Below are 17,682 nucleotides of genomic sequence, written 5' to 3'. Positions count from 1 at the left end.
AAATTTTTTCTAATCTGACAACTTATTTTAAAAAAGAGCTTGTCAAACTTTAAAATTTATATCATAATATTACTATGGTAAATTAAGGCAATAAAATTGAAGGGAGTTTTTATGAAAAAAAAATTAAGCTTAACAAAAAAAATATTCTTAGCTATGTTTTTAGGAGCAGTCTTTGGCATATTAGTCCAAAGGATAGGATCTGATTTTATTAAAGACACTATTATCTTAAACGGATTTGTAAAGGTTTTATCAAATATTTTTTTATCCTCTATAAAAATGATGGTTGTTCCTCTTGTATTTGTATCATTAACTTGTGGAGCTGCTTCTGCTGATAACATAAGAAAGCTAGGACGAGTTGGAGTGAAAACCTTTATATTTTATATTTCAACCACTTGTATAGCTATTACTATAGGAGTAATTCTTTCATTAACTATTAAACCTGGCATTGGCTTAGATATGTCACATCTTTTAGTAACTGAGCCAACGATTTCTCAAAATAATTCTTTTATAGATGTTCTAGTTAATATAATACCTACAAACCCTATTGCTTCCTTAGTTAATGGAGATATGCTTCAAATCATATTCTTTTCAATATTATTAGGAATTGCAATAAGCTTAGTTGGTAAAAAAGCTGAAATAGTTAAAAATGCTTTTGAATCATTAAATGAAGTTATTATGAAAATTGTTCAAATAGTTATGTCCTTTGCACCAATTGGGGTATTTGCTTTAATGACCAATACTTTTGCGACTATGGGATTTAACGCAATGATTCCTTTAATAAAATATATGTTTGTAATTTTATTTTCCCTACTTATCCATTCTGTTTTTGTATACGGAGGTATGTTCAAACTTTTTACAAGGTTAAGTATAAAACCATTTTTAAAGAAATTTATTAAACCTGCTTCAATAGTTTTTTCAACTGCTTCTAGTAATGCTGCATTACCAGTTACTTTAGAAACAGTTAATGAAATGGGAGTTGATAATTCTATTTCATCTTTTACAATTCCATTGGGCTGTACTATTAATATGGATGGTACTGCTATTATGCAAGGAGTTGCAGCAATTTTTATTTCTCAAGTATATAACGTAGACTTAGGTTTACCTGCTATTTTAACCATTATTCTCACTGCTACCTTAGCCTCAATTGGAACTGCTGGAGTTCCTGGTGTAGGTATGGTAATGCTTTCAATGGTATTGCAATCTGTTGGTTTACCAATAGAAGGAATAGGCCTAATTCTTGGTATAGATAGAATATTAGATATGTGTAGAAGTACAGTTAATACTATGGGAGATTGTATTTGCACTATTATTATAAGTAAGTCTGAAAACTCCTTTGATACTAGTAAATATTATTCTAGTGAGGTTAATACAGATATACTAGCTGATGACATACTTAAAACTACAGATTGTTAAATAATATGTAGTTTTATATATAAAACTTAAAGCTCCAAAATCGCCAAGGCGACTTTGGAGCTTTAAAAATCAAATAATTCTTTTAAATTAATTAGGCTGCCCTTGGGACAGCCTAATATTATATTTCAAGTTCTATAACTTTATTATGTTCTCTACTTTTAGCTATATCAATAACCCTTTGGTTACTTGAACCTCTATATTTTAGAGAAATATTTCTCTTATCAAGCTGGAACCTACCATCTATTAATACATCTACATAAGTTAATATTTCATTTTTATTTGAATTACTAATAATATCTTCATATATATACCCTGACCATAGCCATATGCTTTTATTAGTTTCTTCTTTAATTCTTTTAAGTAAATTATGTAAATCCTTATCCTTTACTTGATCCATTGGCTCTCCACCTAAAATATTTACTCCAACTACATTTTCATTTTTTACAAAGGAAAGGAATTCATCTTCCTTTTCTTTCGTCCACTTGTCACCATAATTAAAATCTTGTAACTCTCTATTAAAGCATCCTTCACAATTATTAGTGCATCCACTTACAAATAATGTAGTTCTAACTCCAGGCCCATTACTTACATCAAATTTTCTTATTTTAGCATAATTCATACTAAATCATCCTTATAAATGTAATACTCTATCACCAATTTCTGCAGTTCTACCTTTATTCCAGAAATTAGTTCCAATATATCCACAAGTTCTTCTCATAACCTGCATTTCTGATTCATCCCTATTTCCACATGAAGGACAATACCATGTTAAATCTTCATCAAGCTTAATTTCTCCAGTATATCCACATTTATAACATACATCAGGTTTAGTATTTATTTCAGCATATTGAATATTATGATATATAAAATTAATAACTTGTTCAACAGCATCTAAGTTTTTACTCATATCAGGTACTTCAACATAAGATATACATCCACCTAAGCTTATTCCATGGAATTGAGATTCAAACTTAAGTTTGCTAAAGGCATCTATTTCTTCACATACATGAACATGATAAGAATTAGTATAATATAGTTTATCTGTTACATTAGGTATTACTCCAAACTTACTTCTATCTATTCTACAGAATCTATAAATTAAATTTTCTGCTGGAGTTCCATATAAGCTAAATCCTAAACCAGTTTCATCCTTCCACTTTTGACAAGCCTCATTCATATGTTTCATTACAGCAAGTGCAAATTCTTCCCCCTCTTTCGTAGTATGACTTACTCCAAGCATCGCTTGAACCATTTCATAAATACCAACATATCCTAATGATAGTGTAGAATATCCATCTTTTAATAATCTATCTATACTCTCTTCTTTTTCTAGTCTTGCTATTGCTCCATGTTGCCAATGAATTGGAGAAACATCTGATTTTGTTCCAAGTAACATTCTATGTCTAGTCAATAAAGCTTCTTTACATAATTCTAACCTTTGATCTAGCATATCCCAGAATAATTCCATATCCTTATCAGCAATAATTCCTATTTGAGGTAAATTAATACTTACTACCCCTTGATTAAATCTTCCGTACCACTTATAGTTATCATTTTCATCCTTCCAAGGTGATAAATGAGATCTACATCCCATTGGTGGGAAGGTATTTCCTTCATAGTTTTCTCTCATAATTTTTGCTGATTGATAATCAGGAACTAATCTTCTTGCAGTACATTTTGCAGCTAACTTAGTTATATAATCATATTTTCCACCTTCAAGACAATTATGTTCATCTAAAAGGTAGATAAGCTTAGGAAAGGCTTCACCAATTTCCTGCCCTTTATAATTTTTCATCCCTTCTAATCTTTGCTTAATCATTTCTTCACAAATTAAAGCCATTTCTTCTTCGTAAGGGTGTCCCTCTTCTATTTCTAGATATATAGTACTAAATGGCGCTTGACCATTAGTAGTCTGTAATGTTGATAATTGATATCTAATTGTTTGAACTCCGTCTCTAAGCTCCTTCATTTTAGTGTCTAAAGCTAACTTTCTAGCAAGCTCCTCGTCACCTAAAAGTTCTAAATAATGTTTATATGCCTTATCTTCTGTAACTTTTAGATACTTTGCTAAGTGTTTTACAGTAATACTTTGTCCGCCATATTGATTACTAGATACCTGTGCAATTATTTGAGTAGTTACTGTGCAAGCAGTACTAAATGATTTTGGACTTTCAACTAATTTATCATTAATTACAGTACCATTTTCTAGCATATCTTCTAAGTTAATTAAACAACAATTAAAAATAGGAGATAAACTATAATCCATATCATGCCAATGAATAACACCTTCATCATGAGCTTGAACTATATGAGATGGAATTAATCTCCTTCTTGATATATCCTTTGATACTTCTCCTGCTATCAAATCTCTTTGAGTTGCAGCTATTACTGAATTCTTATTAGAATTTTCTTTTATTACATCTTCATTAGTTTTATTTAAAAGAGATAAAATACTTTCATCTGTTGTATTAGTATTTCTTTTGAACTCTTGTACTGCTCTATATCCTTCATATGATTTAGCAGTTACTTTTTGTCCGTAATGTACAAGCCTATCATATACATAAGCCTCTATTTTATATATTGTTGGAGTTTCACCACTTTTGTAAAAGTACTTTTCAGCATCGCTAGCTATAAGCTTAGCTATATCCCCTAAATAGATTCCACTTCCGTTTTTCATGGCCTTACTAATGGCTTCTCTTATTTTTCTTTTGTCGAAATCTACTATACTACCATCTCTTTTTATTACCTTCATCCAACTTCCACTCCCCTTAATTATCTATCTTATTAATTATATCATCTATAAAATTTAATTAATAATAACAAAACCTTCGTTATTTTAAAAAAGAGATATAAATTTGAAAGTTTTCTTCTTAAACTTAACTTTCTCTCTAATTATTATCTTTTTGTATTTTATATTTTTCTGTTGTAACTTGTTGAATCTTTAAATTATTGAAATTATTATGTCTTTTCTTTTTACTTTAATTGATACTCTGCTACTTCATTTGCTAATTATCGTATTGATAATATTTCTCTATATAAAGTTAATATTTAATTGATTAAAATTAAAAATATTAATAATTGTCTAATAATTTAATAAATTTCATTTGAGGTTTTGTTAAAAAATTGCTAATATATAATAAATACAATTTATAAGGGGGCTATAAAATTGAATACAATCGTTACAAAATTTGGGGGAAGTTCTTTAGCTGATGCTGATCAGTTTAAGAAGGTAAAAAATATCATCTTATCTAATTCTAATAGAAGGGTGGTTGTACCTTCAGCACCAGGCAAAAGACACTCTAAAGACTTTAAAGTTACAGATTTACTTTATCTTTGTCAAAGTCATATTGAGTCTAGTATTCCACTAGATGATGTTTTTGACTTAATAGCTAATAGATATAAAAAAATAGTATCAAAATTAGATCTCTCATTAGATATTGGTAGTTATTTAGACAAGATTAAAAAAGATATAGAAAATGGTGCATCAAAAGGTTACGCTGCAAGTAGGGGCGAATATCTAAATGGTATTATTCTTGCAAATTATCTTGACTTTGATTTTATTGATGCTAAAGATGTAATTTTCTTTAATAAATATGGAAGTATTGATAGGGATCTAACTTATACTTCATTAAGAAAAGCGCTTGAAAATGGTAGAAAGGCTGTTATACCAGGATTTTATGGTTCTGATATAGATGGTAATATTGTAACATTTTCTAGAGGTGGTTCTGATATAACTGGCGCCTTAGTATCAGCAAGTATTAATGCTGATTTATATGAAAACTGGACAGATGTTTCTGGATTCTTAATGACAGATCCAAGGATAGTTAAGAATCCAAAGCAAATTAATAAAATTACTTATAGAGAGCTAAGAGAGCTTTCATATATGGGAGCATCTGTACTACATGAAGAATCTGTTTTTCCTGTAAGGGATGCTGGTATACCTATTAATATTAAGAACACTAATATACCAGAAGATCCAGGAACTCTAATAGTTAAATATATGGAACCTGATTTTAATAATCCTATTAAAGGAATTGCAGGTAAAAAAGATTTCACTGTAATATCTATTGAAAAGGCAATGATGAACTCAGAACTGGGATTCTGCAGAAAAGTCCTATCTATATTAGAACAAAACTGTGTTTCTTATGAAAATATGCCTTCAGGTATAGATTCAGTTTGTGTTGTAATTTCAGATTCACAGCTTATGAATAAAACTGAAATAATAGTTGATGAAATAAAGAGGACATGCAATCCTGACTCTATTTTAGTTCATCCTAACATGGCATTAATTGCTACTGTAGGTAATGGTATGTCTTCAAATAAAGGCATAGCTGCTAAAATATTTACATCATTAAGTGAATCTAATGTTAATATTAGAATGATTGACCAAGGTTCAAGTGAAATAAATATTCTGATAGGCATAGAAAATGATGATTTTGAAAAAGGAATTAATTCTATATATAATGCCTTTAACTAAAGGAATTTAAATAAATAATAATAAAATAGCTATATGAAATTTATTTAATTATAAATTTCATATAGCTATTCTTATTTATATAAATGATTAATCTTCTCTTACTAAATATTGATTTCCATCTTCATCAAAGAAATTAAACATAGAACCATATGGCATTTTCATTATTTCTCCTACTTTTACACCTTTGTTCTTAATTTCTTCATAAGTTTTATCTATATTATCAGTACTTAAAATAATTGAAGGGTGCTCAACATTTGTGCTTGGATTTTGTTTTTTCATCATTTCCTTATTATATAAAACAAAAGTTGTAAATTCATCTTCACTTGGACCTACTTCTATCCATTTCATATTAGGACCCATTGCTTGCTCAAATTTTACTACAAAATTTAATTTCTCAGTCCAGAATCTTTTAGCACTTTCTTGATCACTTACATATAATGTTATTTTTCCTATTTTTCTAATCATTTGTTTTCCTCCTATTTGCTGTTTCTTATAATTATATTGAGCAATTACATATAACACTTTACTTATTATCAATTTTAATCCTATATAGCATCAAATCATAAAATATATTTTTTAAAATTGACTCTTAAATATAAGTATTTAAAATTCAAATTATGAAAGTAATTATATTATATAACTTAAATTAATAAATTCAATAATAATTTTCAATTTCACTTATCTTAAATATAGTTTGCAACAAAAGCAATAATATGTGCAGCTGGTATAAATAACGCTAAAGCTGCAAAGGTTCCAACTACTTTACTTCCAACCATAGCTACAACACATCCTCTAAAGTCTTCCTCACTACATTTACCATCAACTACATCATCTGTCATAATAGATAGATGAGGGTCAATAAAAATAGAAGTAAGTATTGTTGCTGTTCCATTAATAATTGGTGAAAGAGAAAGACAAGTAGCCCTTAACTCCGGTGCTATACTTCCGGCATAAATAGGTGCAAAGGCCCCTGCAGTAATTATTGCTACTGAAATAAAATTATAAAATAAGATACTCTTAGGAAGATTCTTTAAATTAATACTAGTTAAACTCTCCTTTACAGGTATTGCTATACTGTCCTTCATATATCTAACTCCTGTTTTTGAGAAACTATGTATAATTAATTTAGGTATAGATCTCTCAACAGAAAAATGATTTACAGCTTTACTAAACATTTGTTGAAATGTGGGTATTAAAAAAGCTCCAATAATAGATGCTATTCCTGAAATTATTATTATATAATTAAACACCATCACTAATTCATTACTACTTGTGTTGCTTTCTACAAACTTTGTTAATAATGGGCTTTGAAATGTAACTGCTGTTCTTGACACTAACATTAATACATTAAATACTGCAAAGGTAACTGCTATTTTACCTGTTCTAACTCCAACTAATCTTACAGAGTAAGCTAAGGTTCCAATTATAGAAATAAAAAAATTTAAAACTAATACAATTATTATTTGAGTATCCATAAATACACCCCTTAATTTTTCATATTATATGAAAATTATAGTAATAATAATTATACCTATTTAATTCTATTACTTAAATGGGATTTTGAAATTGTAATATATTCGCAATAATTTAATTACTATTATACTCTGCCTTCCTTAATTTCTTTTTTAAAGGTTTCTATTTCTACTCTTCTTTTTTCTAATCTAGACTTTTCACAAGCATATGACATTAGATGAGATTGTATAGATTGCTTTACACTTGTTCTAGGTTCTTTTACAGAGCCATTAACTACATTTATAAAGTCCTCCATCAACCCTACATCTCCGCCTCCATGACCACCTACTATTGCTTTAGGTTTTATTACAGTGATGCAAGATTCTGCACCTTCATCTATTCCATGCTGCCTAATTATTATCTCATTATCCCTTGTATTTGCATAAATAGATCCAGTTGTTCCAAAAAGCATAGTTTCCCTAAATTGATTATGTGTAAAGGCTGTAACAGTAAAAGTTCCTCTAACACCATTTTTGAATTCCATTACTGCTACTTGATTATCACAAACATCATTGTCTTCAATCTTCCATACACAATTTCCATAATTTGTTTTATCTAGCACTTCTTTAACATTCTCATAAGTGGGATTAGCACAAATTGTATTAACAGGCCAAGCATTTCTACACTTATCTAAATAGACTCTTTTTGCTGAAAAAATACACTCTTCATTTAAATTACATTCCAAACACTTCATAGCACTTTCTTTTGGAGCATTTTCCTTTTTAAAGTAATCTAGGTTCCCACTTGAATAAACTGCTGTACATTCATCATTAACTAGCCATGTTATAATGTCCATATCATGACAAGTTTTAGCCAATATTATAGGTGATGTTTCATTAGAATTTCTCCAATTTCCTCTTACAAAACTATGAGCCATATGATAGTGTCCAATATTCTCTTTGTGATCAAACCCAATTAAATCACCAATTACTTTTTTATCCAATAACACCTTAATTTTTTCATAAAACTCTGTATATCTCAATACATGGCAAACCATAAGATTTACACCATTTCTGTTTGCACATTCTTCTAAATCCATACATTCAAAAGCATCTGGTGTAATAGGTTTTTCAAGTAGCACATCATAAGCTAAATTCAGGGCCTTAATTGCAGTCTTATAATGTTGCTTATCCTGATGTGCAATTATTATAGCATCACATACTTTACCTAAGTTAAAGAAATCCTCCTCATCTTCAAAACACATTTGCGAATTTATATTATGTTCCGCTGCTAAAGCCATTCTCTTATTAACATCCGGCTCTATAACAGCTACGTATCTTATTTTATCTTGATTATTTAATACATAGTTTCCATAAGCATGCCTTCCTCTAGATCCAGCTCCTATAAGAGCCACTTTTATATATCTCATAATACCTCTTCCCCCTATATTCTTACTGAAATTTTAGTATTACATGTAATTAATTGGAATTAAAAAATATAATCTAATTATAACACCTTAATAAAAAAAATAAATAAAAAGCTATTATTTTAAGGTTTTTTAACCCATAAAATAATAGCTTTTCATTATTTTTTATTTAATTAAACTATAGTAAGTTCCGTTTCTTTATCAAATATATGAATTGGTCTTTTATCTATAGCAAGCTTTATCCTATCACCTGGTTTAACATTAAAATTCCCATCAAATTTAGCAGTGATAGATGAATTACCAGCTTTTAAGTAGCAATAAGTTTCTGAACCCATTAACTCATTAAAATCTACTAAGGCTTCAAAAGTAGTATCTTCATTCTCATTTATAAAAGCTTCATCATTCTTAATATGTTCTGGTCTTATTCCAAGAATAACTTCCTTATTTATATATCCTTTTTCAGTAAGAACTTTCCCTGCTTCAGTAGTTAAAGCTATATTTAAATAAGAATTAACTGCATATAGTTCTCCCCTTATTTCTTTTATAGTTACATTTATAAAATTCATTTGAGGTGATCCAATAAATCCTGCAACGAACATATTACTTGGATTGCTATAAATCTCTTTAGGCGTAGCCATTTGTTGCACTTCACCATCTTTAAGTACAACTATTTTATCTGCCATAGTCATAGCTTCTACTTGGTCATGTGTAACATATATAAATGTACTATTAAGAGTTTTATGCAATTTGCTTATTTCTGCTCTCATAGAAGTTCTAAGCTTTGCATCTAAGTTACTTAAAGGTTCATCCATTAAGAATACTTTAGGATTTCTTACAATAGCACGTCCAAGAGCTACCCTTTGTCTTTGTCCACCTGATAAAGCCTTAGGTTTTCTATCTAGTACCTTTTCTAAATCAAGTATTCTTGCTGCTTCTCTTACCTTCTTATCTATTTCATCTTTTGGAGTTTTTCTAATCTTTAATGCAAAAGCCATATTTTCATAAACAGATAGATGAGGATATAATGCATAGTTTTGGAAAACCATAGCTATATCTCTATCTTTAGGATGAATATCATTTACTAATTTATCTCCTATATATAGTTCACCTGAAGTTATTTCTTCAAGTCCAGCAATCATTCTAAGTGTAGTAGACTTACCACAACCAGATGGTCCTACTAAAACTATAAATTCCTTATCTTTAATATCTATATTAATATTTTTTACAGTCTGAACATTTTTATTATATGATTTACAAATATTTTTTAACGTTACGCTAGACATTTTTTTCTCCTTAGTTTTTTATAATTATTTATCCAATCGCTACCATTGCTAACATTCCCCCTTCTACAAGTGGGAGCTAAGCACTGCTACGCGCCTGGATTAGTTCTTCTAACCTTCAGGTGGAGCACGGGGTATTCCTGTACTCTGTGAAAGTGATTCACACAAAATGCAAGATTTTGGTTCTCTACTTTTTAAGAAAACTCCCCCTGAAGATAAGAATCACTTTATAACTTCATTAAATACTCGCCAATTTCGTAGCTTAACCTTAAAGCTGCTGGTAAAAGCTCATCTGGAAGTCTATTTGCATAGTTATGTGCTTCAAAACTGAAATCGCCTTTATAATTAATTTCTCTAAGAGTTCTCATAACCTCTTTCCATTCTACAGTTCCAAATAAAGGCATCACGTGCATAAGATCTGTATCTGTAGAGCTATGTGTATCTGATACATGAGTTGCTTTAAGTCTATCCCCCATATATAGAAGTGATTTTCTTTGATCCTGCTTCATAATATCAGCATGCTCAAAGTCCCAACAAATTCCTATTCTAGAATCATTAAATTCATCTACAAAATCTACTAATTCTTCTGGTGTTGCACCGTATTTACGTTTAGGAGCTATGCTAAAATCACACATATTTTCTAAAGCAAGACTCATATTAAATTTTGATGCATAGTCTAATAATCCCTTAAAATATTCAATATTTTTAACCTTTGAGCTTTTAACCAAATCCATGGCTTGAAAATCTGTGTCTGGATGAGTTACACATAATTTTGATCCCAATACGCTACAGCATTCTAGAGATCTCTTTGTAAGCATTTGGTGATAATTATATTCTTCTTCAGATAAATTAGGATTTAAAAAATTAAATGTATAGCTATGACACTGTCCAAATTCTACTCCTAATTTCGCTACTGAATTAGCCACTTCATGAATCCACTTCTCCCATTCATCAGTTAAAAATGGAGAATGAGGAAGGGCCCAATCCCAGAAGTTCATATCAAATCTTTTAAATCCAGCCTCACTTGCTAATTCTAAAGTTTTAGGTAATGGAAATACACTTCCATCCGGTCTATCACATACTATATTGGTAGATGTCGCTAACTTCATTTGTTAAATATCCTTTCAATTAAAATTTTTACAAAACGGTCTAAATCTAATTCATATGCTGCATATATATTTGCTTTATCTTTATATGAGTTAAATTTAATAATATCGCAATCTATTTTCTCTTTATATTGCATAGTAACATTTCCGGCTTTAAACTTTGCTATAGATTTATCTATAATATAAGCTACAGGTAATGAGTCAACTAATAAGCTTTTAGGAGTTAAATTCCTGCTTAAATAAAAATCTTTAGCATGAATTAAATACTCCATTTTTTCACTTTTAGTACCCTTTTCTATAATTTCATCTATATATTCATTTTTTAAATTAGAACTAACATCAAGTCCTAGGCTGTACATAGGAATACCTGAGTTACATACTATTTCAAAAGCTTCCGGATCTACTAGTACATTCCATTCACTACGCTTAACATTAAGACTACTATTTACCTTGTAATATCCAGCCATAGTTATAATTTCAATATTCATATCCTTAAGATCTGGATACTTAATTAAAGCTTTTGCAATATTACTCATAGGAGCTATTGATATAATAGTAAGTTTTTCTTCCCTAGCAGCACTATCATATATAAAATCAATTGCATTTTCTTTCTGTACTAATTTGTCACTTTTTCTAAACTCATATTCACATACACCATTTTTACCACAGTATTCATCTGTAAATTCAATATCTCTTTTTATTGGTCTATCTTCACCAGCAAAAACAGGAATATCTTTTCTATTACAAGAGTTTATTATATTTAAAGCATTTTGAGTACATATCTCAAGAGGGGAATTACCACTTACTGTAGTAATTCCTATAACATCTATTTCCTCAGAGTTTAATGCTAGCATTATTGCTAATGCATCATCAGCACCAGGATCACAATCTATAATTACTTTATGCTTTTCTAGCTTAGTCATTTCTACCTACCGGGTTAGCACGATAATAAACTTCAATAGATTTTGCTATTCCATCTACTATTTTATCGTAGGCTTCTTCCTTAGTTGTTAGTCCTGAACCAAAAGCCCTCATTGCATCCTTAATTATAGTTCCTATTGCATTAGAATTTGGAGTAAAGGATGGAACTACAGTATTTGGTGTGTTCCTTAAATTATTCATAGCATTTTGTAACCTTGGTTCTACTTCTACTGCCTTTTTGTACTCATCTAACTCTTGTACGTGTATATTAACCGGAGTATAACCAGTTCTTCCTACCCACTTTACTTGTGCTTCTTTAGATGCCATATAAGAAACAAATTCCCATGCAGCTTTCTTTTTAGCTTCACTTTCTCTATCCATTATATATAGTCCTGAACCACTAGGATATGCTCCCACTACATCTCCCTCATTTACTGTTGGAATTGAAGTAACACCCCATTCAAATGAATCTCCAACTAATTTTTCTATTGTTGGAATACGAGAGCTTGTCATTATCGTCATAGCATGAAGTCCTTTAGAAAACTCTTCATTTATACTATCTGTTACTGGCTTATATACTCCAGTCTCTATAACTTTCTCCCACTCTGATAAGAAGTTTTTAAGCGCTTCTTTACCTTCCTCAGAGAATTCAGTCATATGCTTATTATGACCACTTTCATTATTTCCGAAATATGTTCCATTTTCACCTTGAATTGATATAAAGCTTTCTAATTCATATTGATTAATAGCCACATTCAGACCATTTTCCGCTTCCGTCTTTTCTGATATCTTTATCATCATATCAGCCATTTCAGCTATAGTTTTGGGTGGCTCACTGAACCCAGCTTCCTTTAAATAATCCATATTATAATAAAGCATTAATGATGATGCTGTATAAGGTACACCAATCATTTTTCCATCAATTGATTGAGCAGTAACTGTATTTGCTATTAAATCTTCTTTCTTTATTGTAGATGATTCATTATTTATAAAATCTTCTGCCCAAACTGTACGTTCATAATCACGTATCATATCTACATTTTCACCATATAACTGAATTACATCTGGCATATTTTTAATATCATCTGCTGACATAGCTGTCATTAAAGATGTTGTTCCAGGCCAGCTTTGAAAAACTCCAGTTACTTTTATGCCTTTTTCTTTTCCTATGGTATTGTTAAATTCATCAATTTGTTCCTTAACTATATCTCCAAAAACACCATCCATTGAATGCCAAAATGTTATTTCAGTAATACCATCAGAATCAGTCTCACTTTCTTTTGAACTAATCGAACATCCTGTTAATAATATTGATATTAACAGAATGAAACTTACTAATCTTTTCATTTTTTGTTCTACGTCCTCTCAAATCAATAGTTTTATTCTTTAACAGCACCTGACATCATTCCAGAAACAATTTTTCTTTGGAATAATATAAATATAATCACTGTTGGAATTAATGCTATTACTGCCCCTGCCATTACTGGACCAAATATAGATGATTCTCTATCCTTTAACATCGTTATACCTACTTGAATAGTACGCATTTCATTTTGATTTGTAACTAACATTGGCCATACATATTGATTCCACATGTTAACAAATGAAGAAATAAATATTGTAACTGAAATAGGTTTAGTTATAGGAATTAACACTTGAGTGAAAAACTTAATATTTCCACATCCATCTATAGCTGCTGCTTCTCTTAAACTCTTTGAAAAAGTTAAGAAATTTTGTCTAAATAAAAATATATTAGCAGCAGAAACTAAGAATATTGATGACATACCTAAGTATGTATTTACAAGACCTAACTTAGAAATAGTTTGGAAGTTAGAACCTATAAGAACATCAGGTGGAATCATAAGTGTTGTCATAGTTAGCATAAATAATACTTTCTTAAATCTAAATTCAAAAAATGAAAAACCAAAGGCTGCCATCATACCAATGATTACTCTTGAAATACTAACTATTAATGCTACTACAAATGAGTTAAACATATATCTAATTAAATCAGTTCTCATAAATGCTGTTATGTAATTCTCAAATGTTACAGTATTAGGTAATAAATTAGGTGGATTTGATAATATATCCTCTGCTTCCATAAATGAAACAGAAATTGCATATAGTATTGGAAAAAGTATAATTAATGCTACAATTATACAAATAATTTGAATAAAGTAATCATTCAATTGTTTTCTTTTCATTAATATTTTACCCCTTTCTTTTCCCAAGCAAATCCTATCATTGTAAATATAAACGTAATGATAAAGGCTATTATTGCTGCCGGATTAGCATCAGTAAAGTTTCCTATTCCTGTTATTTGATTATATATGTATTGTATTACTGTTTGAGTTGAACCATAAGGCCCACCATTAGTTAATATACTCATTAAACTCATCATCATCATTCCATATGCTAAATCTGTTATTATCAAATAGAACATTGTTGGTGATGTTATTGGTAAATATATTTTTATAATTTTTTGTAATGCAGAAGCACCTTCTAAATCAGCACTTTCTATTAATTCTTCTGGTACACTTCTTACAGCAGATAGCATAAAGATAAATGCATATCCTGTAGATAACCAAATTTGAATTATAGCTAGAGCTATCATTGCTACTTTAGGATCATTTAGCCATTGTACATCTATTCCAAAAAATCCATTTATAAATCCAAGAGATGGAACATATAAAAGTTGGAATATCATAGCTGTTACTGAAGAAGCCATTGCCATTGGTATCGCAAAGCTTGTCTCATAAAAAACAGATGTTTTCCTCTTTTTATTAGCTAATAATGCTAGTAAAAGGCCAAATACTTTAGAAATAGGTACTGTTAATATTACAAACCAAATTGTATTTCCAATTGATTTTATAAAGTTTTCATCTTTTAATACATATTTGAAATTATCAAAACCTACATATTCATGTAAATTTCCAAATCTATCTACTATAAAAAAACTATTTACAAGTGTTTTTATAAATGGATAAAATACAAATACCACGAATAGTAAAAAAGCAGGTGTTAACCATAAATATGGTTCTATCTTTTTTATAAAAGTCTTATTTTTGTTCATTCTACTTTTGTCACACTCCATTTTATAACTTATAGAATTTCTTAACTGCTTGTAGCACACCACCTGCATTAGGATAATCACATACATAGTCTGCTACTTCTTTTAGCTTTGGATCTGCATTTGATACTGCAACTCCAACACCAACCATATTTATCATCTCTATATCATTTTTTGCATCTCCAATAGCCATAATATTCTTTAAATCTATATTTAAAATTTTTGCTATATTAAGTACACCTTCAGCTTTATTCGTAGATGCAGGCATAATATCTACAGATCTGTCATTATATTTAACGATATTTAACATATCTTTATATGGTTCTAACTTTTCTAATACGGAATCAATACGCCCCTCTGGTAATGGATCTATTATTAAGAGCTTTTGTATATTTGCAGTATCCCATTCTCCACCTTCAGGCTTGTATATCTCTTCATATCTTCCAAACTTCTCAATTTGATTTCTTATGTAATCATTATGTCTATATGATTTGTTTGATATACCATCACTAGTTACAATTACCATCTCAAGCTCATCAGCATATTCTATAGCTTGTCTTAAAATACTGGCTTTCATTGTAGTCTCCCATATAAACTCTCCATCTTTTACAGCTCCTGCTCCATTATTTACAACTATAGGTAAATCTACTTCAAATTCATTAATAAAATCATAAACCTCGTCATAACATCTCCCAGTAGCTAATGTAAAAGGTATTTTATTTTCTTTTACAAAGTTCTTAAGCTTATGAAAATCTTCTTTTAACTCTTCATTTGTATCTATTAAAGTTCCATCGATATCGCTTACTATAAGCTTAATATCCATATTATTACCTCCTCTTCTATGATGTAAAAGTTCTTACTTTAAGTCCTTTAATATCAGAGCACTCATAGTCCTCACAATATTCCATCACTTTGTTTTCTTCTGTGTATGTAACTCTTTTAATAAATAATATTGGTTCTCCTTCTTCAATTGGTAACTTTCCTTCAATTTCCTTCGGACAAGAAATTGCTCTTATTTCCTCATCAGAGTATTTAGGAATTAGATTAGATTTTACTCTTAATAATTCAAATAAAGATTTATTATTTAAATCTTCTGATTTAAAATCTATATCAGATACCAACTCACAATTAAGATAACTAGTCTGATAGTTTTCTGCTATTCCATCAACTTTTCTAATTCTTTGTATTTTAACAATTTCATCTCCTACATTTATTTGTAGTTGCTTTGCAATTTTATGGTCTGCCTTTTGATAATTCATAGCATCAATAACGGCTTCAAATTTATGGGTTTTCTTACGTGGTGACTCACTGAATGATAACTTTCTTCTTTCACGCTCTTTATTATTACGCATTTTACTTACGAAAGTTCCCTTCCCTTTTTCTGTATAAAGCACTTGTTTTTCTACTAAATCATCGATAGCTCTCCTAACAGTTGCTCTACTTACATTAAATATCTTTGCATAATAATCTTGCCCATTAATCATATCCCCACTCTCATAAACCCCACTAAGGATATCTTGTACTATACTTTCCCTTATAACTTTATACATAGCTATATTTTTAGACATTTACTTAAGTCTCCTTTTAAATTAATATTGAATGTCTGTTAATAAATAATACCTCCACATGGCGTGCCATGTTGTAATGAAATTATATATTATTCTAAAACAGTATAATATGATAATTTTAAAACTTGGCAGGCCATGTTGTCGCGAAATAATACCTTTAAATAATATGAATTAAATATTATTGAGTTACTATAATATAATACCATCCTTTTTTACAAAATACATTAAATCTATGTAAAATTTTAATTTTATTTTAATAAATTTTATTCTAGTTATAAAATTAAATTGAACTGTATGTCCTTTTTATTAAACATAAAAAGGACACAGTTCAATTACAAATTACAAATTATAAAATTAACATTTTAATTCTTATTCTATAGATCCAAACCTCTCCATTGGAGATACCCTAAGTAAAGCTCTTCCTTCAACTTGCCCTATTTTGATAACACCAAAACTTCTACTATCTATACTAACTTCCCTATTATCACCTAATACGAATAATTCATCTTCATTCACTTTTAATGGAAGAGAGATATTTTTATTATAAGTTTCACCTTTTACATAGGCTTCATCTAACTTTTCACCATTTACATATACATAACCATTCCTTATATCAACTTCATCTCCTGTCACTCCAATTACCCTTTTTACATATCTTACTCTTGTATCTGTAACATGTTTTAATGAAGCAACTTCTTTCATAAATATATAGCTTTCTTCTAAAACATTTCCTTTTTCCTCATTATTAAGAAAAACTATTATATCTCCTCTTTGTGGATTTTCAAAATTATAACTTAACTTATCTAATAATAGTCTTTCATCACTATAAAGGGTATTTTCCATAGATTCATGTTCTACTCTAGCCATAGCAAAAACCTTGGTATTTATTAATGATGCTATTATTAAACTTCCCACTACAGTAATAGCAATACCTTTAGATTCTTTTATTAATGTTTTAAATTTCAATTA

Annotated in this window: 16 protein-coding genes; 2 read left to right on the top strand and 14 right to left on the bottom strand. The window is 29.3% G+C overall.

Annotation, left to right across the window (positions count from 1 at the left end; genetic code table 11):
- Window positions 1-111 precede the first annotated feature (111 nt).
- Window positions 112-1,413 carry a dicarboxylate/amino acid:cation symporter gene (locus tag E5347_RS01815; protein WP_136004007.1) on the top strand — a complete coding sequence of 434 codons (1,302 nt, stop codon included), beginning with the start codon at window positions 112-114 and terminating at the stop codon, window positions 1,411-1,413.
- Between the two features lie 118 nt (window positions 1,414-1,531).
- Here E5347_RS01815 and nrdG read toward each other — a convergent pair whose 3' ends face one another.
- Both nrdG and nrdD read right to left on the bottom strand, forming a co-directional pair.
- Window positions 1,532-2,032, bottom strand: a complete 501-nt coding sequence (gene nrdG / locus E5347_RS01810; RefSeq protein WP_136004004.1) for an anaerobic ribonucleoside-triphosphate reductase activating protein — start codon at window positions 2,030-2,032, stop codon at window positions 1,532-1,534.
- Window positions 2,033-2,044: 12 nt separating this feature from the next.
- A complete protein-coding gene (nrdD, locus tag E5347_RS01805; protein WP_136004002.1) occupies window positions 2,045-4,165 on the bottom strand; it encodes an anaerobic ribonucleoside-triphosphate reductase in 2,121 nt (706 codons plus the stop codon).
- A 414-nt stretch (window positions 4,166-4,579) separates the two neighbouring features.
- Between nrdD and E5347_RS01800 the strand changes: the two genes are divergently transcribed.
- On the top strand, window positions 4,580-5,890 hold the full coding sequence (locus tag E5347_RS01800) for an aspartate kinase (protein ID WP_136004000.1): 1,311 nt from the start codon (window positions 4,580-4,582) through the stop codon (window positions 5,888-5,890).
- An 87-nt stretch (window positions 5,891-5,977) separates the two neighbouring features.
- On the opposite strand, the gene E5347_RS01795 is transcribed toward E5347_RS01800, so the two are convergent.
- From E5347_RS01795 to lepB, 12 genes are all read right to left on the bottom strand, one after another.
- Window positions 5,978-6,355, bottom strand: coding sequence for a VOC family protein (locus E5347_RS01795; protein WP_136003998.1), 378 nt, complete (start codon window positions 6,353-6,355; stop codon window positions 5,978-5,980).
- Window positions 6,356-6,573: 218 nt separating this feature from the next.
- Window positions 6,574-7,365 (bottom strand): lipid II flippase Amj family protein, encoded by a 792-nt coding sequence (locus E5347_RS01790; RefSeq protein ID WP_136003996.1) that lies wholly within the window; start codon window positions 7,363-7,365, stop codon window positions 6,574-6,576.
- A gap of 122 nt (window positions 7,366-7,487) precedes the next feature.
- Window positions 7,488-8,771, bottom strand: a complete 1,284-nt coding sequence (locus E5347_RS01785) for a Gfo/Idh/MocA family oxidoreductase (protein ID WP_136003994.1) — start codon at window positions 8,769-8,771, stop codon at window positions 7,488-7,490.
- A 170-nt stretch (window positions 8,772-8,941) separates the two neighbouring features.
- Complete coding sequence (locus E5347_RS01780) at window positions 8,942-10,051, bottom strand: ABC transporter ATP-binding protein (RefSeq protein WP_136003992.1); 1,110 nt, start codon at window positions 10,049-10,051, stop codon at window positions 8,942-8,944.
- A gap of 224 nt (window positions 10,052-10,275) precedes the next feature.
- Window positions 10,276-11,157, bottom strand: a complete 882-nt coding sequence (locus E5347_RS01775; RefSeq protein ID WP_136003990.1) for a sugar phosphate isomerase/epimerase family protein — start codon at window positions 11,155-11,157, stop codon at window positions 10,276-10,278.
- The gene (locus tag E5347_RS01770) at window positions 11,154-12,077 is read right to left on the bottom strand and encodes a nucleoside hydrolase (RefSeq protein WP_136003988.1); all 924 of its coding nucleotides are present in this window, start codon (window positions 12,075-12,077) and stop codon (window positions 11,154-11,156) included. Before E5347_RS01770 ends, E5347_RS01775 begins: the two co-directional genes overlap by 4 nt.
- Window positions 12,070-13,422 (bottom strand): extracellular solute-binding protein, encoded by a 1,353-nt coding sequence (locus E5347_RS01765; protein WP_136003985.1) that lies wholly within the window; start codon window positions 13,420-13,422, stop codon window positions 12,070-12,072. The genes E5347_RS01770 and E5347_RS01765 overlap by 8 nt, the downstream gene beginning before the upstream one ends.
- A gap of 32 nt (window positions 13,423-13,454) precedes the next feature.
- Window positions 13,455-14,279 carry a carbohydrate ABC transporter permease gene (locus E5347_RS01760; protein ID WP_136003983.1) on the bottom strand — a complete coding sequence of 275 codons (825 nt, stop codon included), beginning with the start codon at window positions 14,277-14,279 and terminating at the stop codon, window positions 13,455-13,457.
- On the bottom strand, window positions 14,279-15,148 hold the full coding sequence (locus E5347_RS01755; protein ID WP_243109699.1) for a carbohydrate ABC transporter permease: 870 nt from the start codon (window positions 15,146-15,148) through the stop codon (window positions 14,279-14,281). The genes E5347_RS01760 and E5347_RS01755 overlap by 1 nt, the downstream gene beginning before the upstream one ends.
- Before the next feature lie 22 nt (window positions 15,149-15,170).
- Window positions 15,171-15,968, bottom strand: coding sequence for an HAD family hydrolase (locus tag E5347_RS01750; RefSeq protein WP_136003981.1), 798 nt, complete (start codon window positions 15,966-15,968; stop codon window positions 15,171-15,173).
- Window positions 15,969-15,984: 16 nt separating this feature from the next.
- Entirely contained in the window at window positions 15,985-16,713 is a 729-nt protein-coding gene (locus E5347_RS01745) for a GntR family transcriptional regulator (protein WP_136003979.1), read from the bottom strand.
- Window positions 16,714-17,082: 369 nt separating this feature from the next.
- The gene (lepB, locus tag E5347_RS01740) at window positions 17,083-17,679 is read right to left on the bottom strand and encodes a signal peptidase I (protein WP_136003977.1); all 597 of its coding nucleotides are present in this window, start codon (window positions 17,677-17,679) and stop codon (window positions 17,083-17,085) included.
- Window positions 17,680-17,682: the final 3 nt, after the last annotated feature.

Origin of the sequence: Clostridium sartagoforme (assembly GCF_004794105.1) — a bacterium.
Lineage (GTDB): Bacteria > Bacillota > Clostridia > Clostridiales > Clostridiaceae > Clostridium > Clostridium sartagoforme_B.
This window is presented reverse-complemented; position numbering and strand designations above follow the sequence as displayed.

Bases quoted from the DNA above. Each gene is read 5' to 3' on its own strand.
- E5347_RS01815 (WP_136004007.1), top strand. From the start codon at position 112: ATGAAAAAAAAATTAAGCTTAACAAAAAAAATATTCTTAGCTATGTTT.
- nrdG (WP_136004004.1), bottom strand. From the start codon at position 2,032: ATGAATTATGCTAAAATAAGAAAATTTGATGTAAGTAATGGGCCTGGA.
- nrdD (WP_136004002.1), bottom strand. From the start codon at position 4,165: ATGAAGGTAATAAAAAGAGATGGTAGTATAGTAGATTTCGACAAAAGA.
- E5347_RS01795 (WP_136003998.1), bottom strand. From the start codon at position 6,355: ATGATTAGAAAAATAGGAAAAATAACATTATATGTAAGTGATCAAGAA.
- E5347_RS01790 (WP_136003996.1), bottom strand. From the start codon at position 7,365: ATGGATACTCAAATAATAATTGTATTAGTTTTAAATTTTTTTATTTCT.
- E5347_RS01785 (WP_136003994.1), bottom strand. From the start codon at position 8,771: ATGAGATATATAAAAGTGGCTCTTATAGGAGCTGGATCTAGAGGAAGG.
- E5347_RS01780 (WP_136003992.1), bottom strand. From the start codon at position 10,051: ATGTCTAGCGTAACGTTAAAAAATATTTGTAAATCATATAATAAAAAT.
- E5347_RS01775 (WP_136003990.1), bottom strand. From the start codon at position 11,157: ATGAAGTTAGCGACATCTACCAATATAGTATGTGATAGACCGGATGGA.
- E5347_RS01770 (WP_136003988.1), bottom strand. From the start codon at position 12,077: ATGACTAAGCTAGAAAAGCATAAAGTAATTATAGATTGTGATCCTGGT.
- E5347_RS01765 (WP_136003985.1), bottom strand. From the start codon at position 13,422: ATGAAAAGATTAGTAAGTTTCATTCTGTTAATATCAATATTATTAACA.
- E5347_RS01760 (WP_136003983.1), bottom strand. From the start codon at position 14,279: ATGAAAAGAAAACAATTGAATGATTACTTTATTCAAATTATTTGTATA.
- E5347_RS01755 (WP_243109699.1), bottom strand. From the start codon at position 15,148: ATGAACAAAAATAAGACTTTTATAAAAAAGATAGAACCATATTTATGG.
- E5347_RS01750 (WP_136003981.1), bottom strand. From the start codon at position 15,968: ATGGATATTAAGCTTATAGTAAGCGATATCGATGGAACTTTAATAGAT.
- E5347_RS01745 (WP_136003979.1), bottom strand. From the start codon at position 16,713: ATGTCTAAAAATATAGCTATGTATAAAGTTATAAGGGAAAGTATAGTA.